Annotated in this window: 21 protein-coding genes and 2 tRNA genes; 10 read left to right on the top strand and 13 right to left on the bottom strand. The window is 62.3% G+C overall.

Annotation, left to right across the window (positions count from 1 at the left end):
- Positions 1–15: 15 nt before the first annotated feature.
- Positions 16–1,773 carry an arginine--tRNA ligase gene (gene argS, locus ACO07C_RS02660; RefSeq protein ID WP_421912682.1) on the bottom strand — a complete coding sequence of 586 codons (1,758 nt, stop codon included), beginning with the start codon at positions 1,771–1,773 and terminating at the stop codon, positions 16–18.
- Between the two features lie 63 nt (positions 1,774–1,836).
- Positions 1,837–3,051, bottom strand: coding sequence for a deoxyguanosinetriphosphate triphosphohydrolase (locus ACO07C_RS02655; RefSeq protein WP_421912681.1), 1,215 nt, complete (start codon positions 3,049–3,051; stop codon positions 1,837–1,839).
- 103 nt (positions 3,052–3,154) lie between these two features.
- On the opposite strand from ACO07C_RS02655, the gene erpA reads away from it, so the two are divergent.
- The 4 genes from erpA to ACO07C_RS02635 all read left to right on the top strand — a co-directional run bounded on the left by erpA (position 3,155) and on the right by ACO07C_RS02635 (position 5,092).
- A complete protein-coding gene (gene erpA, locus ACO07C_RS02650; protein WP_421912680.1) occupies positions 3,155–3,502 on the top strand; it encodes an iron-sulfur cluster insertion protein ErpA in 348 nt (115 codons plus the stop codon).
- A gap of 2 nt (positions 3,503–3,504) precedes the next feature.
- On the top strand, positions 3,505–3,891 hold the full coding sequence (locus ACO07C_RS02645; RefSeq protein ID WP_421912679.1) for a VOC family protein: 387 nt from the start codon (positions 3,505–3,507) through the stop codon (positions 3,889–3,891).
- A 13-nt stretch (positions 3,892–3,904) separates the two neighbouring features.
- A complete protein-coding gene (gene xth / locus ACO07C_RS02640) occupies positions 3,905–4,699 on the top strand; it encodes an exodeoxyribonuclease III (protein ID WP_421912678.1) in 795 nt (264 codons plus the stop codon).
- Between the two features lie 75 nt (positions 4,700–4,774).
- Positions 4,775–5,092 carry a hypothetical protein gene (locus ACO07C_RS02635; RefSeq protein ID WP_421912677.1) on the top strand — a complete coding sequence of 106 codons (318 nt, stop codon included), beginning with the start codon at positions 4,775–4,777 and terminating at the stop codon, positions 5,090–5,092.
- A 59-nt stretch (positions 5,093–5,151) separates the two neighbouring features.
- Here the strand turns inward: ACO07C_RS02635 and ACO07C_RS02630 are convergent, their stop codons facing one another.
- The 9 genes from ACO07C_RS02630 to ACO07C_RS02590 form a co-directional block, all read right to left on the bottom strand.
- A complete protein-coding gene (locus ACO07C_RS02630) occupies positions 5,152–6,000 on the bottom strand; it encodes a tetratricopeptide repeat protein (RefSeq protein ID WP_421912676.1) in 849 nt (282 codons plus the stop codon).
- The gene (gene ilvD / locus ACO07C_RS02625) at positions 5,987–7,711 is read right to left on the bottom strand and encodes a dihydroxy-acid dehydratase (protein ID WP_421912675.1); all 1,725 of its coding nucleotides are present in this window, start codon (positions 7,709–7,711) and stop codon (positions 5,987–5,989) included. Before ilvD ends, ACO07C_RS02630 begins: the two co-directional genes overlap by 14 nt.
- Positions 7,712–8,009: 298 nt before the next feature.
- Complete coding sequence (locus tag ACO07C_RS02620; protein WP_421912674.1) at positions 8,010–9,185, bottom strand: OmpP1/FadL family transporter; 1,176 nt, start codon at positions 9,183–9,185, stop codon at positions 8,010–8,012.
- A 362-nt stretch (positions 9,186–9,547) separates the two neighbouring features.
- Positions 9,548–12,331 (bottom strand): valine--tRNA ligase, encoded by a 2,784-nt coding sequence (locus ACO07C_RS02615; protein ID WP_421912673.1) that lies wholly within the window; start codon positions 12,329–12,331, stop codon positions 9,548–9,550.
- A 287-nt stretch (positions 12,332–12,618) separates the two neighbouring features.
- The gene (locus ACO07C_RS02610; RefSeq protein WP_421912672.1) at positions 12,619–13,491 is read right to left on the bottom strand and encodes a DUF2497 domain-containing protein; all 873 of its coding nucleotides are present in this window, start codon (positions 13,489–13,491) and stop codon (positions 12,619–12,621) included.
- A 300-nt stretch (positions 13,492–13,791) separates the two neighbouring features.
- Positions 13,792–15,174 (bottom strand): TolC family outer membrane protein, encoded by a 1,383-nt coding sequence (locus ACO07C_RS02605; RefSeq protein WP_421912671.1) that lies wholly within the window; start codon positions 15,172–15,174, stop codon positions 13,792–13,794.
- Positions 15,175–15,356: 182 nt separating this feature from the next.
- Positions 15,357–16,025 carry a protein-L-isoaspartate O-methyltransferase family protein gene (locus tag ACO07C_RS02600; RefSeq protein WP_421912670.1) on the bottom strand — a complete coding sequence of 223 codons (669 nt, stop codon included), beginning with the start codon at positions 16,023–16,025 and terminating at the stop codon, positions 15,357–15,359.
- A gap of 89 nt (positions 16,026–16,114) precedes the next feature.
- Positions 16,115–16,188 (bottom strand) — tRNA-Cys (locus ACO07C_RS02595).
- A 576-nt stretch (positions 16,189–16,764) separates the two neighbouring features.
- The gene (locus ACO07C_RS02590; RefSeq protein ID WP_421912669.1) at positions 16,765–17,025 is read right to left on the bottom strand and encodes a hypothetical protein; all 261 of its coding nucleotides are present in this window, start codon (positions 17,023–17,025) and stop codon (positions 16,765–16,767) included.
- A 222-nt stretch (positions 17,026–17,247) separates the two neighbouring features.
- Here ACO07C_RS02590 and ACO07C_RS02585 point away from each other — a divergent pair.
- From ACO07C_RS02585 to ACO07C_RS02560, 6 genes are all read left to right on the top strand, one after another.
- Positions 17,248–17,322, top strand: a tRNA-Asn gene (locus tag ACO07C_RS02585).
- 371 nt (positions 17,323–17,693) lie between these two features.
- A complete protein-coding gene (locus tag ACO07C_RS02580; RefSeq protein WP_421912668.1) occupies positions 17,694–17,858 on the top strand; it encodes a hypothetical protein in 165 nt (54 codons plus the stop codon).
- Positions 17,859–18,079: 221 nt separating this feature from the next.
- Positions 18,080–18,346 (top strand): hypothetical protein, encoded by a 267-nt coding sequence (locus tag ACO07C_RS02575; RefSeq protein WP_421912667.1) that lies wholly within the window; start codon positions 18,080–18,082, stop codon positions 18,344–18,346.
- A gap of 218 nt (positions 18,347–18,564) precedes the next feature.
- Positions 18,565–18,996, top strand: a complete 432-nt coding sequence (locus ACO07C_RS02570; RefSeq protein WP_421912666.1) for a cupin domain-containing protein — start codon at positions 18,565–18,567, stop codon at positions 18,994–18,996.
- A 138-nt stretch (positions 18,997–19,134) separates the two neighbouring features.
- Positions 19,135–19,893 carry a copper homeostasis protein CutC gene (locus ACO07C_RS02565; protein ID WP_421912665.1) on the top strand — a complete coding sequence of 253 codons (759 nt, stop codon included), beginning with the start codon at positions 19,135–19,137 and terminating at the stop codon, positions 19,891–19,893.
- Positions 19,890–20,387 (top strand): GNAT family N-acetyltransferase, encoded by a 498-nt coding sequence (locus ACO07C_RS02560; RefSeq protein ID WP_421912664.1) that lies wholly within the window; start codon positions 19,890–19,892, stop codon positions 20,385–20,387. Before ACO07C_RS02565 ends, ACO07C_RS02560 begins: the two co-directional genes overlap by 4 nt.
- Before the next feature lie 75 nt (positions 20,388–20,462).
- Here the strand turns inward: ACO07C_RS02560 and ACO07C_RS02555 are convergent, their stop codons facing one another.
- Both ACO07C_RS02555 and ACO07C_RS02550 read right to left on the bottom strand, forming a co-directional pair.
- Positions 20,463–21,260 carry an FAD binding domain-containing protein gene (locus ACO07C_RS02555; RefSeq protein ID WP_421912663.1) on the bottom strand — a complete coding sequence of 266 codons (798 nt, stop codon included), beginning with the start codon at positions 21,258–21,260 and terminating at the stop codon, positions 20,463–20,465.
- Between the two features lie 12 nt (positions 21,261–21,272).
- Positions 21,273–23,624 carry a xanthine dehydrogenase family protein molybdopterin-binding subunit gene (locus tag ACO07C_RS02550; protein ID WP_421912662.1) on the bottom strand — a complete coding sequence of 784 codons (2,352 nt, stop codon included), beginning with the start codon at positions 23,622–23,624 and terminating at the stop codon, positions 21,273–21,275.
- Between the last annotated feature and the right edge of the window lie 112 nt (positions 23,625–23,736).

The raw sequence follows: 23,736 nt of genomic DNA, 5'->3' as shown, positions 1-23,736 counted from the left end.
GTTTTTTAGTCAAACCTAACGCATTTCGGTGGGCGCGGCGGCTCCGATCAGCGTCAGGCCGGACGTCAACACGTCCGAGACAGCCTGCACCAGCCCTAGTCTGGCATGCGTCAATTGTCGGTCGTTAACCTTAACAAACCGTAAGTCCGGATTATCAGTGCCGCGATTCCAGTGTCCATGGAAGCTGGAGGCCAGATCGTACAGGTAAAATGCCAGTCGATGCGGCTCGAGTGCAAGTGCCGCGGACTCGATCAGTCGCGGATATTCCGCAAGCTTGCGGATCAGGCCGATCTCACCTTCATCGGTCAGCAAACCGGAGGCCGACGCCAAGCTAGTGCGGTCGAAATTGGCCTCGCCCAGTTGTTCGCTCGCCTGCCGGAACACGGAATGGCAGCGCGCCGAGGCGTACTGCACATAGAACACCGGATTGTCCTTCGACTGCTCCGTCACCTTGGCGAAGTCAAAATCGAGCGGCGCGTCGTTCTTGCGATAGAGCATCATGAAGCGGATCGGGTCACGGCCGACCTCCTCCACCACTTCGCGCAGCGTCACGAAATCACCGGACCGCTTCGACATGCGGACCGGTTCGCCCTCGCGAAACAGCTTGACCAGATTGCACAGCAGCACTGTCAGCTTGACATCGTCGCCCGCAATCGCCCGCGCCAACGCCTCCAGCCGCTTGACGTATCCGCCATGGTCCGCGCCGAGCACATAGATGAGGTTGACGAAACCGCGATCGACCTTGTCCTTGAGGTACGCGACGTCGGCAGCGAAATACGTGAAGGAGCCGTCGGACTTGACCAGTGCCCTGTCCATGTCGTCGCCGACCGCCGTCGAGCGGAACAGGGTCTGTTCGCGATCCTCCCAGTCGTCCGGCTTCTCGCCCTTGGGCGGAGGCAGCTTGCCCTTGTAAATATGGCCCTTCAGCGTCAGGTCGTTGATCGCCGAGCGTATCTTCCTGGCATTGTCGGCGTGCAGCGTGCGCTCCGAGAAGAACACATCATGGTGCACGTTGAGCAGCGCCAGATCCTCGCGGATCATCGCCATCATCGCATCGATTGTCCGGTCCTTGACGATGGCAAGCGCCTCGTCTTCAGGCATCTGCAGCAGCTTGCGGCCAAACTCCTTGACCAGCGCCTCGCCAACAGGAACCAGATAGTCCCCCGGATAGAGCCCGGCTGGTATCTCGCCGATGTCCTCGCCCAGCGCCTCGCGATAGCGCAGCATCGCCGAGCGTCCGAGAACGTCGATCTGTGAACCGGCGTCATTGATGACGTATTCCTTTGTCACGTCGTAGCCGGCGAACATCATGATGTTGGCGAGCGCGTCCCCCACGACGGCGCCACGGCAATGGCCGACATGCATCGGCCCGGTCGGATTGGCCGAGACATATTCAACATTGGCCCTCTTGCCGCCGCCGACGGTCGAGCGGCCATAGCTGCGGCCTTCGCCGAGAAGCGCGGTCAGATGTGCCTGCCAGAAGCCATCCTTCAGCCTCAGATTGACGAAGCCAGGGCCGGCGACTTCAGCGCCCGCAATGTCCCTGTCGGCGCGCAGCGACTCCGCCAGCTTCTCGGCCAGCGCCCGCGGGTTCTGCCCGGTCGGCTTGGCCAGGACCATCGCCGCATTGGTCGCCAGATCGCCATGGGTGGCGTCGCGCGGCGGCTCTACGGCAATGCGGGACAGGTCCGGAGTGACGCCGTCGCGGTCCTTGAGATCGAGCGCTTCTACAGCTTTTATGATTCGCGCGTTGAAATCGGCGAAGATGTTCATGGGTGTGGCTCTGGCGGTTTTTGCAGGGAATCCGGCCCGTTGACCGGCAAAATCGAGCCCGCCCTAGCTCAAATCCGGCGTATGGTCAAACAAACGCCGATGTTCCTTGAGCGCGTAGGTGTCGGTCATGCCCGCCAGGAAATCAGCCACGCTGCGTGCCTTGATGCGATTGTCGGCCCGGTCGAGCCCCTCGCGCCAACCATCCGGCATGGCGCGCGGATCGGCGAAATAGACATCGAACAGGTCCTTGACGATCCGATCCGCGTCGCCGCGCACGCGCATGACATCCTTGTGCCGGTATAGGTGCTTGTAGAGAAAGGCCTTCAGTTCCTTCTCCATGGCAGCCATTTCGGCGGAAAAGGCGACCATCGTCTCGCCAGCCGCCCTCACCGCTTCGGCGCTGCCGGGCTTTATGCGCTCGAGATTGGCGGTGGTCGACTTGATCACGTCCTCGACCATCATCGTGATCTGCCGCCGCATGAGCTCATGACCGGTGCGCACGTCGTCGAGCACCGGATAGCGTGCGCGAACACCCGCCAGGATTGTCCCCGGCAGTGAGACCGTCTCCAGCATGTCCAGCGTCAGCAGCCCCGCCCTGAGGCCATCGTCGATGTCGTGGGTGTTGTAGGCGATGTCATCGGCGATCGCCGCGCACTGCGCCTCGATGCCCGCGAATCGGTCGAGTTCGAGGTCATGTAGCTCGGAATAGTCGCGAATCGCCTGCGGCACCGGCCCTTTCAGGCCCTTTCCGGTGGCGTCCACCAGCGGACCATTGTGCTTGACCAACCCTTCCAGGGTCTCCCAGGTCAGGTTCAGGCCATCAAACTCCGCGTAGCGCCGCTCCAGCCGCGTCACCACGCGCAGCGACTGCGCGTTGTGGTCGAAGCCGCCCCAGGCAGTCATCTTCTCGTTCAGGGCATCCTCGCCGGTATGGCCGAACGGCGTGTGGCCGAAATCATGAACCAGCGCCACCGCCTCGGCGAGATCCTCGTCGCCGCGCAATGCACGCGCGAGCGCCCGCGCGATTTGCGCCACCTCTATCGAATGCGTCAGCCGGGTGCGGTAATGATCGCCTTCATGCGCGACGAACACTTGGGTCTTGTGCTTCAGCCGGCGGAACGCCGTCGAATGGATGATGCGGTCGCGGTCGCGCTGGAACGGCGTGCGTGTCGGGCTCTCGACTTCGTCGAACAATCGCCCGCGCGACTTCGCCGGATCGCAGGCGTATAAAGCGCGCGGCCGGTAGCCGAAACCGATGTCGCCCAATTCGTTGGTCATGGTCGATGCCGCAGGTTGACGTGATGCAGTTGACTTGGTTGCAGTTGACTTGGCCCCTCGCGCTTCATACCTATCATGTGAAACCGAAAGCAAGGTGACGCCTATGGGCGCGGATGCAAAGACCGCCATGAAAGTCGATATGACCGAGGCCGCTGCCAAGCGGATCGCCAAGATTGTGTCTGGCGAAGCGGGCAAAACGGCGCTGCGCGTTTCCGTAGAGGGCGGTGGCTGTTCGGGCTTTTCCTACAAGTTCGATCTGGTGGATGGCCGCAACGACGACGACGTCGCCATCGAAAAGGATGGCGCCACGGTGCTGATCGACGACCTGTCCCTGGTCTATATGGGCGGCTCGGTCATCGATTTCGTCGATGACCTGATGGGCCAGTCATTCCAGATCCGGAACCCGAATGCGGTCGCGTCCTGCGGCTGCGGCACCAGCTTCTCCATCTAGAAATGCCTGCCATAGGCGCGGTCCGGCAGATCGCGCTTTCGGCCGGGCGCGATCTCGACACCACGCTTGCCTTCTGGCGCGATGTCTTGGGGCTGGGCCCGCATGCCCGTTTCGATCCGCCAGGCATCGCCTTCATCATGGCTGGCGGCGTGCGGCTGCTGTTCACCGATGGCATCCCGGCCGGAACCGTCTATCTCGACATTGCCGGCCTCGATGATTTTCACGCCCACGCCAAGGCGGCGGGGGTCCCTTTCACCGCTCCGCCGGCGCTGGTTCATCGCGACACCGAGGGCCTGTTCGGACCGGCAGGGGAAAGCGAGTGGATGGCCTTCCTAAAGGACCCGGCAGGCAATACGATCGGCCTCGTCGAGCGCCATCCGCCGCAGTAGCATCGAGGCCGTCATGAAAATCGTCACCTGGAACATCAACGGCGTCCGCGCCCGCATCGGCAATTTGACCCACTGGTTGACCGAAAGCGCACCCGACATCGTCTGCCTGCAGGAGATCAAGTCCGTCGACGAGCAGTTCCCGCGCGCCGAGATCGAGGCGCTTGGTTACAATGTCGAAACCCATGGCCAGAAGGGTTTCAATGGCGTCGCCATTCTGTCGAAGCTGCGCTTCGATGAGGTCAATCGGGGTCTGCCCGGCGACGACGCCGACGAGCAGGCCCGTTTCATCGAAGGCGTCTTCTCCACCGACAAGGGCGCGCTGCGCGTCGTTTCGCTCTATCTGCCGAACGGCAATCCGATCGATGACGAGAAGAAGTTTCCCTACAAGCTCTCGTGGATGGCGCGGCTGGAACGCTGGGCCGAGGAGCGGCTTCGGCTCGAAGAAGCTCTGGTGCTGGCCGGCGACTACAACGTCATTCCCGAACCGATAGATGCCCGCTTTCCCGAGAACTGGCTGGGCGATGCGCTGTTCCAGCCGCGGACGCGGCAGGCCTTCCGCCGGTTGCTCAACCTTGGCTTCACTGAAGCGGTTCGCGCGGTCACCGACGCGCCGGAAACCTACACGTTCTGGGACTATCAGGCCGGCGCCTGGCAGAAGAACAACGGTATCCGCATCGACCATCTGCTGTTGTCGCCGGAGGCCGCCAACAGGTTTTCATCGGCCTCCATCGAAAAGCATGTCCGGGCCTGGGAGAAGCCGTCCGACCACGTTCCAGTGGCAATAGAGCTCGCGCTGCGGCCCGCCTGACAGATGGGCCGGTCAAACCTATCCGCCGACCGGATCCACATCTCGCCACAATCGCGCGTTTGATCGGAGATCCTGATGCTGGGACGGACGCTGCCAGTGACATTGCGACTTCTTGTTTGCCCGATTGCCATGGGATCGATAATCGCGGCGACAGCCGCGGCGCTCGCCGCCCCGGAATGCCTGGCCAACGGCAAGTCATTCCAGCTCGGCCAGTCCGTCTGCCTCACACTCGCCGGTGAAAGCCACCTCGCCCGATGCGACAAAGTCCTCAACAATTCGTCGTGGACGAAGGTGGCGGACAATTGCCCAGGCGACGCGCCCACGCCGCATCCGACCGCGCCTCTCTCGACACCCCCGCCAAAAGCCGCGCCGGCAGAGCCGACGGCAAACTGATTCTATCGAGACTCTGGAACCAGCACGCGGCGCACGATCACTCGGCTACTGGCAGTCGGCTACTGGTCGCCGCCGCCGTCGCCGCCAGCCTCACCACCGCCTTTTGTGAGGATATCATCGGCCAGTGAAATCGCGGTGCGGCGGTCAGCCTCGCCCGCAGCAGCGAAAGCCTCTTCCTGCATGCCGCGAATCCATGGCTGATCGGCCGGCGAAGCGCGTTCGAGTGCCGCCGTCATCATCGCCAGCCCGCGCACGATCTTGCCGCTCTGGAACAGCAGATTGCCAAGCGTCGCCTGGGCTCCGGCATGGCCTTTCTCAGCAGCGAGCTGGAACCAGCGGCCGGCCTGCTTCACGCTGGCCTTCACCCCGCCCTCGCCCTTCAGGAACATCTGCCCCATCTCGAACTGCGCGTTCGGATTGCGGTAGTTGGCTGCGGCGCGCATGTAATATTCTTGCGCCGCCACCTCGTTTTCCGTGACTGGGCTGCCCGGGATGCCCTTGCGCAGATAGTCGCCGAGCGCCACGAGCGCGTCGGAGACGTAGCTTTCCTCAGGCGAACCGGGCTCGACGTCCTGATCGACGATCTCCGAGAAGAACTTGAATGCCGCGTAATCGTCGCGCTGCACACCGTCGCCCTCGGCATACATGCGGGCAAGCTTCCAGGTGGCGCCGATCTGGCCGTTTTCGGCCGCGTATTTATAGGCCTCTACGGCCTGATCCTTATGACCGTTCTTGTAGGCGGAGAATCCGAATTGGAACACGGCCCATGGGCTGGACTGCGGCTTCACGCCGGTCTTGTCGTCGAACACCTTGTCGTCGAAGGCCAAAGCCTGGCCCACGGCGCCAAAGATCGCAATCGCGACCAGCGCCGAAAGGACAGACGACCTCAACAACTCAGATGTCCGCATAGCAGTGTGTTTCTTTCGCACCGCCCGGATGGGTGACCGCGCCGTCGCGCGCGGGCCCTACGGTCTGTGCATATTTCCAGATCGCGCCCGACTGATAGTCGGTCGTGCGCGGCGTCCATGTCCTTGCCCTCGTCTCCAGTTCAGTTTGGGACAACGCGACTTCGATCGTGCCGTTCACGGCGTCGATCGCGATCATGTCGCCATCCTTGAGCAGCCCGATCGGGCCGCCCACGGCAGCTTCGGGGCCGACATGGCCAATACAGAAACCACGTGTAGCACCCGAGAAGCGCCCGTCTGTGATCAACGCCACCTTGCCGCCCATGCCCTGGCCATAGAGAGCCGCTGTCGTTGACAGCATCTCGCGCATGCCTGGGCCGCCGCGCGGCCCCTCGTAGCGGATGACGAGCACTTCGCCTTCCTTGTAGTTGCGGTTTGTCACAGCCTCGAAACATTCCTCTTCCGAATCGAAGCAACGGGCCGGGCCTGAGAATTTCAGCTCCGCCATGCCTGCGACCTTCACAATCGCACCTTCGGGGGCAAGGTTTCCCTTCAAGCCCACGACGCCGCCAGTTTTTGTGATGGGCCGGTTGGCGGGACGGACCACGTCCTGATCTTCATTCCAGGCAACGTGTTCCATATTTTCGGCCAAAGTACGGCCAGTCACCGTCAGGCAATCTCCATGCAGATAGCCATGGTCGAGCAAGGTCTTCATCAGCAGCGGAATGCCGCCGGCCTCGAACATATCCTTGGCGACATATTTGCCGCCGGGCTTGAGGTCGGCGATGTAGGGCGTCTTCTCGAAAATCCTCGCGACGTCGAACAGATCGAACTTTATGCCGGCCTCATGCGCGATCGCCGGCAGGTGCAGTGCCGCGTTGGTGGACCCGCCGGTGGCGGAAACCACGGTCGCCGCATTTTCCAGCGCCTTCAGCGTGACGATGTCACGAGGACGGATGTTGCGGGCAATCAGCTCCATGATCTTTTCGCCGGAGGCAAAATTGAAGCGGTCGCGCATCTCATAGGGAGCCGGGGCCCCGCAGGAATAGGGCAAGGCCAGCCCGATCGCTTCCGCCACCGTGGCCATGGTGTTGGCGGTGAACTGGGCGCCGCATGAACCCGCCGAAGGACAGGCGGCCTGCTCGATTTCGAGCAGTTCGGCATCGCCGATGGTGCCGACCGAGTGTTGGCCGACCGCCTCGAACACATCCTGCACGGTGATCTGGCGACCACGATAGCTGCCGGGCAGGATCGAGCCGCCATAGATGAAGATCGACGGCACGTTGAGCCGCACCATGGCCATCATCATGCCCGGCAAGGATTTGTCGCAGCCGGCGAGGCCGACCAGCGCATCGTAGCAGTGGCCGCGCATGGTGAGTTCGACCGAGTCGGCGATGACATCGCGCGACACCAGCGACGACTTCATGCCCTGGTGGCCCATGGCTATACCGTCGGTAACGGTGATGGTGCAGAACTCGCGCGGCGTGCCGTTGGCCGCGGCCACGCCCTTCTTGACCACTTGTGCCTGGCGCATCAGGGAGATGTTGCAGGGGGCAGCTTCATTCCAGCAACTGGCGACGCCAACCAGCGGCTGCGCGATCTCGGCCGCCGACAACCCCATCGCATAGAGGTACGAACGATGCGGGGCACGCGCCGGACCGACGGTCACATGGCGGCTGGGCAAGTTGGCCTTGGAGATGACTTTGGCGTCCATTCTCATCCTTGCCGCAGGGTTGCGGCCCACCCCATCGCCGAGCCTTTTGGCGCGTGTCCCGAGACAATTCGAGGTGCGCCGGGTTTATGGCGGGAAATAGGCGATTTCCGTGACGGAATTTGTAGCGCGGGGGTTGTTCAGAAAGTGTTGCCGAAACGTCACAATCGTACGAGGTGACGCAGGTGCGGCTTATCTGCAACGCCAGGCGCGAACACGCGCCAGGCGAGCCGGGGCAAAGGGCTCGCGCTAACAAAAAGGCCGGGCAATGCCCGGCCTTTTTGTTAGCAAATCGAACAGCTTACCACTTGAAGCTGTAGCCACCCGAGAAGGCATAGCCCCAGGCGCCGTCAACGGAACGGTTGATATTGGCGAAGTTACCGCCGCCAACTGGATAATTCGAGTACTGCGTTTCGGACACGGACGCGAGGTAGACAGCCGCTACGCCCAAACGAAGCTCACCGCCCATCTTGTCCTTCATCGAGACGCCGGTCCCAAGCGTATAGCTCGCGCCGGTCAGATCCCATCCCGTGCTTACGCCCCGATCCCAGGTTGCGAACACCGTACCGGACAGCCAGTCGTTGAACTTGTGACCGATGCCCCCGGTGACGGTCCAGCCATCGCGCCAGAAATAGTCATTGCCGCTATTGAGACCAATCAGCGGGACCTGCAGGTTGAGCTGCTTGGTGACCGACCAGTTCGTCCATTTCACGCTGCCGTAGGCGAGCCAGCCTGGAGCAACGCCGGTCTGAGCCTTGAACTCCACGGACTGGGGAAACTGCGCATCGCCAGTCGCGGGAACGGTAATTGGCGTCGGCGGGCTCGTCGGAGCAAAGGTATTGGCTTCCCCGGATGCGTTGATGCTGACGCCGGAGCGATACATCAGCTGCGCGCGCAGCGCGATCTCCGGGATTTCATAAGCAACACCTGCGCGCCAGCCTACATTGCTGTCATTGAGATTGACATGAATGGGCGCGAAACTTGACCCCAGCGCGGCTCCGGCAGCGAGATTGTAATCGGTGACTTCGTCGTAGATGCCGCCAAGAAACCAGATGCGTCCCTTGCTGAGGTCGTACTTCACCCCGCACGTTACGCCGTATTCATACATGGTGAAGTTTTCACTCAGCTTGCCGAGTGGGCCGCTCGATTGAGGCCAGGACGCGTCACCGCCATAGGATTGCGTCATCGTCCCCGCGCAAGACAGATTGTCCGTGAGCTTCAATTTGACGGCAAACGAGGGAACAACATATGCGTCCGAGTAATTCACCCCGATCAAATACGGATTGAGCGGATTTACTGAATATTTCCTGGTCGGCGCAACATACGTCACGCTGGTGCGCATATTGAAGTTGCCGTCTTCAAAAAGGATGTCGGTGTCCGCGGTGCCGCGCGAAAAGCCGCCGGCATGCACCGAACCGATCAAGGTCAAAGAAACGCACCCTGCCCCCAGCAGTGCTTTCAGACGCAAAATGTCCATGGAATTCCTCCCCGAAATACTAGTGCGGCAAGCTAGAACCAATTCAGGTTAACGGCGCAACAACGAATTCAGGAGGCGTACACGTACAGGTGACCAGAACGCAATTTCGACAAAGTGGGGCTCACCGGCAGGAGGTCGAAAACCCGACGTTTGGAAGCAAACAGACCCAAAAAGAGAGGAAAACCTGACCAAAACAGTGCAAAATAAGCACTTTTCAAGGGGGCAACGCCCCATTGTTACATTATGGCAACAATGGGGCTGAAACTTTCCGTTTACGTCAATATTAACGCAACGGAATGTGTCTTTTCGAGACAAAAACGCGGTCGGCGAGGCTGCTTGAGTGCCTCGCCAGTCGCATTGGCTCAACCGGCGTCGCGCACCCGACTCAGGGCCACCGAAAGCTTTTCCTGCGCCTCGCGATATTCGGCGAGTTTTTCACGCTCGGCCGCCACGATCTCCTCCGGGGCGCTGGCGACGAATCTCTCGTTGGAGAGCTTCTTGTGCAGCCGCGCGATTTCCTCGGTCACCTTGACCAGTTCCTTCTGCAGCCGCGCCGCCTCGGCGGTCAGGTCGATCAGGCTGCCAAGCGGCAGGCAGATGGTCGCCTCGTTGAGCACGATCTGGGCGGCCCCCTTGGGGGCGGCATCGGCCAGCGAGATATCGCCTACGCGCGCCAGCCGCTTGATCGCCGAATCCTGGCGCTGAAGCCTTTCGCGCGTCACCGCGTTGGCGCCGATCACCACCAAGGGCGCGATCGCCGCCGGCGGCACGTTCATTTCCGAACGGACCGAGCGGATGCCGGAGACAAGGTCGACCAGCCAGTTGATGTCGGCAGCCGCCTCCGCGTCCTCGAAATCCGGTGCCGGCCAAGCCGCGTGGCAAAGCAGCGACGACCGCTCCTTGCCCTCTCCGGCGGTCTGCGCCCAAAGTTCTTCCGTCATGAACGGCATCATCGGGTGCAGCAGCTTGTAGATCTCGTCGAGCACGAAGGCCACGCATGCCCGGCTTTCCGCCTTGGCGGCCTCGTCCGTGCCCATGAACACCGGCTTCAGCAGCTCCAGGTACCAGTCGCAGAACAGGTTCCAGACGAAGCGGTAGGCCGCGCCCGCGGCCTCGTTGAAGCGGTAGGACGTTATCCCATCGGTGATGTCGCGCGCGGCGCGCGTCAGCTCGGTCAGGATCCAGCGGTTGACCGCCAGCTTGGCGTCGTTCAGCCAGAACTCGTCGTTGCGGGCGACTTCATTCATCTCGGCGAAGCGCGTGGCGTTCCAAAGCTTGGTGCCAAAATTGCGGTAGCCGGCGATGCGGGCCGGATCGAGTTTCACGTCGCGCCCCTGCGCGGCCATCACCGTCAGGGTAAAGCGCAGCGCGTCGGCGCCATATTCGTCGATGAGATCGAGCGGGTCGATGACGTTGCCTTTCGACTTCGACATCTTCTGCCCGTTCTTGTCGCGCACCAGCGCGTGGACATAGACGGTGTGGAACGGCTCTTCATCCATGAAGTGCAGCCCCATCATCATCATGCGGGCGACCCAGAAGAAGATGATGTCGAAGCCCGTCACCAGAACGTCGGTCTGGTAATAGGTCTTCAGCTCCGGAGTCTGGTCCGGCCAGCCGAGCGTGGAGAACGGCCACAGCGCCGACGAGAACCAGGTATCAAGCACATCCTCGTCGCGGGTCAGGATTTCGCCCGGCTTGAAGTTCTCCAGCTTGTCCTCGACCCAGGCCTTCCACGGCCCTTCGAGCGCCAGATAATATTCGATCGCCGCGCCCAGTGCCTCTTCCTCGGTCTTTTCGACGAAGACCCGCCCGTCTGGCCCGTACCAGGCGGGTATCTGATGGCCCCACCACAGCTGACGCGAAATGCACCAGGGCTGGATGTTCTCCATCCAGTCGAAATAGGTTTTCTCCCAATTCTTCGGCACGAAATTCGTACGGCCCTCGCGCACCGAGGCGATCGCCGGCTTGGCCAGTTCGGCGGCATTCGCATACCACTGCTCGGTCAGGAACGGCTCGATCGGCACGCCGCCGCGGTCACCGTGCGGCACGGCATGGCGATGCGGTTCGATCTTGTCGAGGAAGCCACCGGCTTCCATCAGTTCGACGATCTTCTTGCGCGCGACGAAACGGTCGAGCCCATTGAGTTCATCCCACACGGCCTGGCGCTCCGGCGTCACATCGAGGCCGGCCAGGAAATCCTCATTGTCCCTGAGGTTTATCGCCGCCTCTATGGTGAGGATGTTGATCGCCGGCAGCTTGTGGCGCTTGCCGACCTCGAAGTCGTTGAAATCATGCGCCGGCGTGATCTTGACGGCGCCCGAACCCTTTTCCGGATCGGAATACTCATCCGCAACCACCGGAATCTTGCGGCCGACGATGGGCAGGACAAGGTTCTTGCCGACCAGATGCCGGAAACGCTCGTCGTCCGGATGCACGGCGACAGCCGTATCGCCCAGCATCGTTTCCGGGCGCGTCGTCGCCACGGTGATGAAGGTATTGGGGTTCTCCGGATCGAACACCTCACCTTCAATGGGATAGCGAAAGTGCCAGAGATTGCCGTTGACCTCCTGCTGCTCGACCTCCAGGTCGGAGATCGCGGTCAGCAGTTTAGGATCCCAGTTCACAAGGCGCTTGTCCTTGTATATCAACCCTTCCTTGTAGAGCGTGACGAACACTTCGAGCACGGCCTTGGACAGGCCTTCATCCATGGTGAAGCGCTCACGCGACCAGTCGGCCGAAGCGCCGAGCCGCTTCAGCTGGTTGAAGATCGCGCCACCGGATTCGGCCTTCCACTCCCACACTTTTTCGATGAACTCCTCGCGCGTCAGGTCGCGGCGATGGATTTGCTTCTCCATCAGCTGGCGCTCGACCACCATCTGCGTGGCGATGCCGGCATGGTCCATGCCTGGCTGCCACAGCACGTTCTTCCCGCGCATGCGCTCGAAGCGCACAAGGATGTCCTGCAGCGTGTTGTTGAGCGCGTGGCCCATATGCAGCGAGCCGGTAACGTTGGGTGGCGGGATGACGATCGTGAACGCCTCGGCCCCCTCCTCCGCGCCGGCACCGGCACGGAAGGCATCCGCCTCTTCCCAGATTTTGGCGATCTTCGGCTCGACGGTCTTGGCGTCGTAGGTCTTTTCAAGCATGGGGAAATGGTCCGCGCTGTCGGGAATTTTTGCTGACCCGGTGTAAATCGGAAGGCTTTGGCCAAGTCAACCGCGAGGGCTGCCCTGATGCATCAACGGCAAATAGGCGTGGCTCCGCTCATTTCAACAGACGGCCATATCCGCATTCGACACACAATCTTGCGCATGGCTTGCGCTTGATGCGCATTGGCTTCTGGCCAAAGTGGCTGCCCGGCCGGAATTCGCTAAACACAAAAGAGAAAGCGCCGCTCGATGGCGGCGCTGTACGCAAGGCCTGTGGCGACGAATTATTGCGCGCCGCGCGCCACGCGCTCTATCTCTTCGCGCACCAGTCGCTCGACCAGTGTCGGCAGATTGTTGTCCAGCCAGTCCTGCAACATCGGCCTCAGCATTTCCTCGGCCATCTCGTCGAAGGTTTTCTTGCCGCGGCTGGCGAAAGCATCGGACAGTTCGCCGAAAGCGGCGGCCACCTGGCGCCCCGTATGCTCCGACACGATCGCCGGACGGGCGGACGCCGGTTCATCCCGCGACGGTGCCGGGTCGAAAGCCGGTTCAGCCGCCAATTCTCTGTCGGGAGCCACGGCCACCGGCTGGGAGGGCGGTGCCCTTCGCAGGGCGGCCGCGTCGGAAAGCGATGTCGTTGCCTTTATCGTTTCGCCCACGGCCGCGATATCACGACGCCAGTCAGCGACAATGCTGTCCGTTGTCTCCGACACCCTGGCGGCGGCAGGTACATCGACGCTGGCTGCCGCAACCGGCGCGGCAGCGATCCTGGCACCCACTTCGGCCAAGGTCGGTGGTGCCTGGGTCACGGGCGCAAGCCCCACCGGGTGCGCCTTGACCGGAGCAGGATCGGATCGAACCGGCGTTTCCATGCGCGCGATCACCGGGTCGACAGCAGGAAGCTGAGCCTGGACCTCCGCGAAGTTCGATGGCCTTCTGACGTCCAATCCGCCGCGCAACTCGGCGCGAAATGCGTCGACCTCCTGTACCGGAGCGGGAGCAGATGCGAGGTCAAGGTCGTGACCAAGATCCTGACGCGGTTCGTCCGCTTCGCCCGCAGGCTTGCGGCCGCTATCGCTGTCCTCGATGATCCTTCGGATCGAAGCCAGTATCTCTTCCATGGAAGGTTCGCGCTGTGCGCTGCTTGCCGTCGCCATCGTCACATCCGCCGCCCTTGTGACTCGTTGTAAATGTCCCATCCAGCAAGGGGCCGGATTCGAATCATGGCGCCAGCGTAACCGACGGATTGCCACACGAGAATCCCCAATGTGGAGACATGTTGGATTTCAACAGATTAGAGCAATCACCGGCCGCATCGATTGCTCTGGATTGGCATTGCCGACGGTGGGGATCTCGATCACGTCCCTGCGCCGGAATGCCGGGGACTATGCCACCGGCAATCGACTGAGTATCCACCTGCACTCGCGCGCGAGAAACGCCGGCGGGAAGTTTGTCGACTAGTGGCCGTCCGGCGTACGCAGGCCGGTCCACTTGTCCTTGACCGCATTGTAGTGCTCTTCGGGCTGGTACTTCGTCACCTGAAGGCCAAGACGGTCGACCGACAGGCGTCCCATGGCAGACAGGATGGCATAGCTCGCCACCACCACATCGTGCTCGGAACCGGCCTGATTGATCTTGGCGGTAATGACGGCGGCCTGCGCGTTGAGGACGTCGAGCGTGGTGCGCTGGCCGACATTGCGCTCCTCGATGACGCCGTTAAGTGCCAGCTGGGCGGCATCGATGACCTGCTTGTTGGCGGCGACGCTTTCCTGAGCCGCCGTGTACTGCGTCCAGGCCGCGGTCACGGCCTGACGCACCTGGTCACGGCTGACATCGACCTCGATCCGCGCCTGGCCCAGCGATTCCTTCGACCGACGCACCGTGGCCTCGGTACGGCCGCCCGAATAGATCGGAATGGTCAGCGTCGCGCCGATGTTGGCGGAGGTCGAATTGCCGTTCGGGCTCGATATGGATGCGGGAATGTCGTGGTTGTAGCTGTCCGAAATGCCCGCCGAGGCCGACAGCTGAGGCAACAGCGCACCCTCGGCCGATTTCACCGAAAAGGCCGCCGCGTCGACCAGATGCTGGTTGGCGAGAATGGCGGGATGCTCGTTCGACGCCACCCCGATGGCAGAACCGAGACTGGCCGGTAGAAGCTTCCCAAGCGGCGAAGCACCCTTGAGCTTGCCCGGCTCGTCACCGATGATCTGATGATAGGTCGCGGCACTGGACAGCGCCTGTGCGCGGGCGGCACTCAGCTGCGCCACCGCCGATGCGCGCGACGCATCCGCCTGGGCAACGTCGGTGCGCGTGCCTTCGCCGACTTCGAAGCGGGAACGCGCGGCGCGCGCCTGCTCGGTCAGGAACTGCAGGTTCTGCTCGGTCAACACCGCGATCTGCCGGTCGCGAATCACGTCCATGTATGCGGTTGCCGCGTTATAGAGGATGTTTTCTTCGGTGTTGCGCAGGCTCTCGACGGAAGCACGCACCTGGGCCTCGGCCGAAGCGACGTTGTTGCTTGTCTGGAATCCGTCGAACAGGGTCTGGTTGATCTGGATGCCGAAATTGGCGGTCGTAGCCTTCAGGTAGCCGCCCGGATAGTTTGTCTTCGTGTAGTCTATGCTCGAAGAGCCGTTGATCGTCGGCCGCCAGCCCGACTTGGCCAGGGGCACGCCTTCGTCGGTAACGCGGACGCCCGCACGCGCCGCGTTCAGCGTCGAATTGTTCTGGTATGCTTTTGCAAGTGCGCCAAGGATGGTTTCCGCCGAGGCGGTCAGGGGAGAAAGCGCTGTCGCGGAGAACAGGACGGCGGTGAAAAGACTCTTGCGTACAGACGGCACGGTATATCCCTCATTCGTTTAACATGGGAACTGCGCCGCGCCGGCCCCTCTCAAATTCGAGCAGTCGGCGCCGCGTTTTGTTGTTCCCTGCTGTCAGCCCCAGATCACCCCGGATAAACGGATCAGCAACGATTGTTAACGCAAGCGACCATGACAGCGCTTTGGCTGCAAGACCAAATTAACTAGAATTCGAAGGCGCGAGCACGTTCAAATCCGGGTAGTGGCTTAATTGCCGCATTAAATGCGCGTCTTCCGGTTACAACCCCCCCAGCCTTGAAAAACAGTCGAGCCACGCCGGAATTTCCTTGCCCTTCAACGGCAACGAGCCGGCCACCTTCGGCAAGTTGGTCAAGCAACGGCGCCGGTACCTTTTCCACGCTGCCGCCTATGAAAATGACATCGTACGGTGCCTTGCCGGCATGGCCTTCGGCCAAGGCGCCCTTGACCACGGTGACATTGTCGCAGCCCAGCGCCGCAAGCGTTGATATGGCGGATTCCGCAAGGGCCGAATCGCTTTCCAGCGCCACGACCGACTTTGCCAGCCGCGACAGGATGGCGGCGGCATAGCCTGTGCCGCAACCGACATCGAGCACCGAATCACCCGGATTGATCTCGGCCAGCTGCAACAGCTTGGCGAGAGGCGAAGGCTCCATGAGATAGCGGGCGCCATCGGGGCCGCTGGCAATGCGGATGTCCTCGTCGATATAGGCGAGGTCACGCTGGCCGGCGCCGACAAAAGCCTCGCGCGGGATCGAAAGCATGGCATCGAGCAGCGGCGCGCTGGTCACGTCGGTGGTGCGGACCTGGCCATCCACCATCTTCACGCGGCGTTCGGAGAAATCAGCGCTCATGTTCCAACCAATCCGCTTGCCGCGAGCAACCGCGGTTCATTTCGACCGGAACGTCGCGCTCCGGCGCTGACGCGCGGGAGCCCGGGTATTGGAGGCCTCGCCCGGAATCGAACCGGGGTGCAAGGATTTGCAGTCCTCTGCGTAACCACTCCGCCACGAGGCCTCATTGCTCCCGGCGTTCCACCCGGTTCCAATAGGTTGCGGCGAAAATGCCGTCAAGCGGCCACGGCGCATTCCCTGCGGTTTCCTCAGCACCAATCCAAAAGCTTGCGTTGAAGGATCGCCGTAGCGGGCCGCTCCCACTCGTTAGCCGGTTGTTAAGCATGGTAGCCGGCGGCGGAAACCGCGGGAACGTTCGTGACGTTGAGTAAGCAGGAGGGCCGCGCCATGCATCAGGCTGAGCCGGACGGAAACGAGAGTACGCGACGCGAACTGTCCCTGATGAGATGCGAGCGGCTTGTCCGCTGCGCCATCGATTGCCTGGGCATCGAGAGCGCCAGCCGCTTATCGCCTCACGACCGCGCGCGGCTGGCTTCCGCCGCCGCCATTTTGAGGGAAATATGCGAGGCATTGGAACAAGTCCGCCCGTCGAGGCATGGTCCGTCCGCAAACAGACCGGGCCCTCCAGACTCATCGCCCGGTGTGGGCGGGCCCGCCGGGCTGAACCGTGACAAGCCCCATCGCGACAGGAATCAATGACGCAACCCCTCGAAGCGCTCATGATCCCAGCCGGCGCCAATCACGCATCCAGCCGCCGGCGCCGCTCCCACCACACGACGAACCGGCGCCGGTGCCGGCGTATCACCGCGAACTCATAGGACAGGACCAGGATGCCGAGGGGAATCATCCAGAAACCCAGGATCGGCAGGAAGCCGAGTATCCCGCCCAGGGCGAGCAGCACGCCGATGGTGATTCTTAGGCCGCGCGAGCGCGGCATGGTGAACTCGCGGCCAAGAATCGAAATCTTCCGCGCTGGCGCCTGAGTATCGTTAGCCGTCATGTCGATCGAATTAACCGCGTTTCACAAATCCCGGAGATCAGGAACACAAGCCGCAACCGCCCTTTTGGCTCCAAGATCCCTTTAAAAGGCTAATATGTGGGCGTACGCGGATGATTGCGAGAAATCGCATGGTGAAAAACCTGACAAAAAATACGAAATGCTTCTTTGCAAAGCTGAAACGGGTTTGCTATAGGCTGCCCCACTCACAGAGAGAGCGACTGTTCCCCGGTAGCTCAGTGGTAGAGCAACCGGCTGTTAACCGGTTGGTCGCTGGTTCGAATCCGGCCCGGGGAGCCAAGTTTTTCAAAGTCTTGCTAGCCTCCCTCGCCCCCCTGATACGTGAAATATTCGTCAGGGCTGCAGACAGCGTTTCGTGAGAAAACGCCATGAATTTAGCTGTGTGACCAGACGTATTGATTTCCGCCGGCTTTCGGGACTACCGGCGGGTATAGGTGCCCCCGTGGCGCAGGCATGTTGAACTGGCGTGCGAGCCCGCACGAGAACGTAGAGCGCCCCTTGGTTGGACGGCGCTTGGAGCCTGGGCATAAGCAGGCAGGCGCACCCATCAACTCTCCCCCTCTCCGCGCCAGCGCGACAAAGTTGATGCAGGTCAACGCCGACGCTTGATCGGCATGGTCTCATGCCTCCATCATCGAATGGAGAAGACCATGACCCAAGAGAGCCTGCTCGTCGTAACGTCGATCGTCACCGTTTTCGTCCTTTTCATAGCTGTCCTGGCATACGTGACTTTCCAGGAATCGCGCCAACAGCCGCGTCGGCAGCGGGCAGCTTCGATCGAGACCAACCGGACACCGGGCCGGCGGGCGGCCTGATCGACGACGCTTCGCGAAAGGTCCGGATTTTTCAGCGTCGCAGTCCAACCCCGCGGGCCATGTCCAGCGGTTCGTCGCGTCGAATTCCACCCCCGGTAACCAAGGGCCGACGGCGCCACGAAATCGTGATGACATGCGCTGGATGGCTGAGGACTCCCGCATTGCTGGCATTCTGGGCCGATGCTAGCGTCGCTTCCGGGGGACTACCAAAGGAGATCGCAATGAGGATTACCACCATCTTGGCTTCCGTCGTTCTGGCCGGGCTCGTTTCGGGCGGAGCCATGGCCGCCACGGCAACCGCGACAGCGCCAGCGACGGCACCGGCTACAGCACCGGCCGCAGCGACGCCGATGAAGAAGGCGACGACACCTCAAACCGCGGTTTCGAAGCAGTGTTCCGCGCTCGCCGACGCCAAGGGCCTGCATGGCAAGGATCGGGAGAAATTCCGCGCAGCCTGCAAGAAAAATGGCGGCAAGGCTCCGGCCTGATCCGCGCATTTCGCCACTGGCATCGCCAGTCGCTTGCAGGGCGTCGGCTGGCCTGATGGGCCGATGGGCCGGATAAGGAAATCCGGCCCAACATAAACAAGACATATGATGCGATCCGCTACGGGGCGGAGGCTGCCGTTCAGTCCTCGACTGTGGCTTCGATGATCTTGCGTGGGGCCGCGCGCCGCGCGAAAGTGGCATGGTTTCGGGGAGGAATCATGCGCAAGATCCTGGCTACGACGCTGCTGATGGCGGGTGCGCTCTATGCGAATGCCGTGCTGGCGCTGGACAGCACCGGCACGCCGGTTGTCGTAACCCCGCTGGCATCGCGCGCCACGACAGCATCCGGTCAGCCGATCACCCTGCCGCGGAAGAACGTGCAGGTGCTGGTTTCCACCTATGATATCGCGCCAGGCGCCACCTTGCCCGTCCACAAGCACCCCTTCCCGCGCTACGCCTATGTCGAAGCTGGCACGCTTCAGGTCACCAACGTCGACACCGGCAAGAGCAATACCTACAAGACCGGCGATTTCATCATCGAAATGATCGGCCAGTGGCACCAGGCCACCAATGTCGGCGACGGTCCGGTCAAGCTGCTGGTGATCGATCAGGTCGAGGAAGGCGCCAAGAACACGATTCTGCGCCAGTAGCCCCCTCACTGAGACCCTCGAACAGTACCCGGGCCAGGAGTGGCCGCCTGGCACAAGCGGCGGCGCGCTGTTCGCGCTTTCGCGGCAATCGGCCCGATGCTAGGGCTGGCGGCGAAAAAATCATGGATTGGATTGCCCTTGACCAAAGCTCCTCGCCCGCCGCTGATCGAAATCTGTGTCGAGGGCATCGATGGCCTTCTGGCCGCGCAGGCGGCCGGCGCCGACCGGGTGGAACTGTGCGCCAGCCTGATAGAGGGTGGCATCACACCGAGCCTCGGCACGGTGCGTGCCGCGCTTGACCAGTCAACGATACCGTTTCACGTCATGGTGCGGCCGCGCGGCGGCGATTTTCTCTACAGCGAAACCGAATACCGCTCGATGCTCGCCGACGTCGTTGCGCTGCGCGACCTCGGCGTTGCCGGCGTCGTCTTCGGCTGCCTCAATGCCGACGGCACGATCGACGACCGACGCATGGGCGAGCTGACCGAGGCGGCCGGCCTCGTGAACGTCACCTGCCATCGCGCCTTCGACATGACGCGCGATCCGGTCGAGGCGCTGGAAGCACTGATCCGCTGCAAGGTCGGCCGCGTCCTGACGAGCGGCCAGCGCGATACCGCCGTCGAGGGGGCAGCACTGCTCGCCGATCTGGTCCGGCAGGCGGGCGACCGCATCATCATCCTCGGTTGCGGCGCGCTTGACTTGCAAAACATCGCTGAGGTGCGCAAGACCACCGGACTGACCGAAATGCATTTCGCCGCGCTCAAGGACGTGCCGAGCGGCATGCACTACCGCAACCCTCATGTCGGCATGGGCGGCTCTGACCTCGACCGCGAATATCGCAACACCCTGACCGACACGGACCTTGTCGCGGCCACCATCGCGGCGGCCAAGGCATGATTTCTTCCCCGTCCCCAATCGCCCATGTCTCGGCGGACGATGAAGCAATAATCCTCGCTCTCAACAACGAGCATGCGGCCGAATTGTCGTGGCTGGAGCCCGAGCGTCTGTCCTTCCTGCTCGGCGAGGCTTTCTACGCACGCCGCATCGGCACGCTTGAAGCCTTCATCATGACCTTCGACCAGGACGCGCGCTACGACAGTCCGAATTTCCTCTGGTTTCGCGAACGCTACCAGCGTTTCGTCTATGTCGACCGTGTCGTGGTCGCGGCGCAAGCGCGCGGTCGCGGCCTTGCCCGGCGGCTGTATGAGGATCTGTTCGACCACGCCTCGCGCGCCGGCCAGACGATCGTCACCTGCGAGGTGAACGCGGAACCGCCCAATCCGGCATCGGATGCCTTTCATGCAACCCTTGGCTTCGCCGAGGTTGGCGACGCCGTGATCCATGGCGGCGAGAAGGCAGTGCGCTACTATCTGCGCGAACTGAAGGCGTAACGAGCCAGAATTGATCGATAATAAGCCGGCAAACAAAAGGGGCCGCAAGACCCCTTCTGTTGTTTACCAACTCCCTCAGGCGTTGGCGGCGGCCACGGCACGCTTTGCCATGACCGCGATCAGATTGGCGCGGTATTCGGCGGACGCGTGAATGTCGCTCATCAAATTCTTCGCCGGCACCTTGAAGCCTTCGAGCGCGGAAGCCTCGAAATTCCTGGCCAGCGCCGCTTCGATTTCCTTGGAGCGGAAGACGCCGTCATCGCCGGCCCCGGTTACGGCAACGCTGACGCCGTCCTTGCCCTTGGCGACGAACACGCCGACGATCGCATAGCGCGAGGCCGGATTGCGGAACTTTTCATAGGCAGCCTTGGCCGGCGCGGTGAAGGTCACAGCGGTAACGATCTCGCCTTCCTTCAGCGCCGTCTCGAACAGGCCCTTGAAGAACTTGTCGGCTGATATCTCGCGCTTGTTGGTGACGATTGTGGCGCCCAGCGCCAGCATCGCCGCAGGATAGTCCGCCGCCGGATCGTTGTTGGCGATGGACCCGCCGATCGTGCCCTTGTGGCGCACCGCGGGATCGCCGATCAGCGACGCCAGATGCGCAAGCGCCGGGCAGGCTTTCTTGAGCTTCTCATCATTGGCGACATCGAAATGCGTGGTGGCCGCGCCAATGGTTACCGTCTTGCCCGACACCTTGACGCCCTGCAGCTCCTTGATCCGCGACAGGTCGACCAGGTCTGAAGGCGCGGCAAGCCGCGTCTTCATGGCGGGAATGAGCGTCATGCCGCCCGACAGCAGCTTGGCATCGCCGGTCCTGATCAGCTTGGCGGCGTCAGCGACCGACGCGGCGCGATGGTAGTTGACCGAATACATGGGCTTTCCTCCTCAGTGTTTCGTCGCGGCGCGGATCGCTGCCCACACGGTGGACGGCGACGCCGGCATGGCCAGGTCGTTGCTGCCGATGGCGTCGGTGATCGCATTGATCACCGCCGGCGGCGAGCCGATGGCGCCGGCTTCGCCGCAGCCCTTGATGCCCAGCGGATTGCCGGGGCAAGGCGTGTTCGAGGTCGAAACCTTGAACGACGGCAGGTCGCCGGCGCGCGGCATCGTGTAGTCCATGTAGCTCGCCGTCAGCAGCTGTCCGCTGGGATCGTAATATGCGCCCTCCAGCAAAGCCTGGCCGACGCCTTGCGCGATGCCGCCATGCACCTGGCCTTCGACGATCATCGGGTTGATGATGTTGCCGAAATCATCGGCGGCGACAAACTGGATGATCTCGGTCGTGCCGGTTTCCGGATCGACCTCGACCTCGCAGATGTAGCAGCCTGCCGGGAAGGTGAAATTCGACGGATCGTAGAAAGCCGTCTCCTTCAGTCCGGGCTCCATTCCGCCCGGCAGATTGTGGGCGGTGTAGGCGGCAAGCGCCATCTGGAACCACGGCACGCTCTTGTCGGTGCCGGCCACCTTCAATGCGCCGTTCTCGATGACGATGTCGCCCTCGTCCGCTTCCAGCAGGTGCGCCGCGATCTTCTTGGCCTTGGCCTCGACCTTGTCGAGCGCCTTGACGATGGCCGACATGCCAACCGCACCGGAGCGCGAACCGTAGGTGCCCATGCCCATCTGCACCTTGTCGGTGTCGCCATGGACGATTGAGACCGAGTCGATCGGCACGCCGAAGCGCTCGTTGACCAGTTGCGCGAAGGTCGTCTCGTGACCCTGGCCGTGGCTGTGCGAGCCGGTCAGCACTTCGATCGTGCCGACCGCGTTGACGCGGACCTCCGCTGATTCCCACAAGCCGACGCCGGCGCCGAGCGAGCCGACCGCGGCCGACGGCGCGATGCCGCAGGCCTCGATGTAGCAGCTCATGCCGATGCCGCGCAGCAGCCCCTTCTTGGCGGCGGCGGCCTTGCGCTTGGCAAAGCCGGCATAGTCGGACGCCTTCATCGCCGCGTCGAGCGAAGCCGCGTAGTCGCCAGCGTCGTAGCACATGATGACCGGCGTCTGGTGCGGGAACGAGGTGACGAAGTTCTTACGACGCAGTTCCGCCGGCGAAACGCCGAACTGCCGCGCGGCCGTCTCCATCATCCTCTCCATGACGAAGGTCGCCTCCGGCCGCCCTGCCCCGCGATAGGCATCGACGGGCGCGGTGTTGGTGTAGATCGCCTTCACATTGGCGTGGATCGCGGGGATGTTGTACTGGCCCGACAGCAGCGTCGCGTAGAGATAGGTCGGCGTCGCCGACGAGAACAGCGACATGTAGGCGCCGAGATTGGCCTGCGTCTCGACCTTGAGACCAAGGATCTTGTGGTCAGCGTCGAAAGCCATTTCGGCGTGGGTATGATGGTCGCGGCCATGCGCGTCGGTGAGGAAGCTTTCGGTGCGGTCGGCCACCCATTTCACCGGCACGCCGGTTTTCTTCGAGGCCCACAGGCAGACCAGTTCTTCCGGATAGATGTAAATCTTCGAGCCAAAGCCGCCGCCGACATCCGGCGCGATCACGCGCAGCTTGTTTTCCGGGGCGACATTGTAGAAGGCGCTCATCACCAGCCGCGCGACATGCGGGTTTTGCGATGTCGTCCAGCAGGTGTAGTGGTCCTCGGCCTTGTCGTAGTGGCCGAGAGCCGCACGCGGTTCCATGGCATTGGGAACCAGCCGGTTGTTGATGATGTCCATCTTGACGACATGGACTGCCTTCTTGAAGGCCGCGGCGGTGTCGTCGGCATTGCCGATGTCCCAGTCGAAGATCAGATTGTTCTCGGCTTCCGGGTGGATCTGCGGCGCACCCTTGTCCATGGCCCTGGAAGCATCGACGACGGCCTTCAGTTCCTTGTAGGTGATCTCGACCGCTTCGGCCGCATCGCGCGCCTGGCCCTTGGTCTCTGCAACGACGATGACCACCGCGTCGCCGACATAGCGGACCTTGTCGAAAGCGAGCGGGGACCAGGCGCCCATCTTCATCGGCGAACCATCCTTGGAATGGATCATCCAGCCGCAGATGAGGTTGCCGATGCCGTCGGCCTTGAGTTCCTTGCCGGTCAGCACGCCGATGACACCCGGCATCGCCTGAGCCTTCTTGACGTCGATCTTCTTGATCTGCGCATGCGCGTGCGGGCTGCGCACGAATGCCGCGTGCTTCATGCCGGGAACCACCATGTCGTCGACATAGCGGCCGGCGCCGGTGATAAATCTCTTGTCTTCCTTGCGCGCAACGCGAGCGCCAACACCTTCAATACCCATCAGAAATTCCTCCGAATTTAAGGGATTAGGCAGTAGGGCGTAGGGCAGTAGTGAAAAGGGGCTCGTGGTTTCTTATAGCCATTTGCCCTACTCCCTATTGCCTACCCCCTAA

Source organism: Mesorhizobium sp. (genome assembly GCF_965229135.1).
GTDB lineage: Bacteria > Pseudomonadota > Alphaproteobacteria > Rhizobiales > Rhizobiaceae > Mesorhizobium.
The sequence above is the reverse complement of the archived record's forward strand: the minus strand, read 5'-3'. Positions and strand labels throughout refer to the sequence as shown.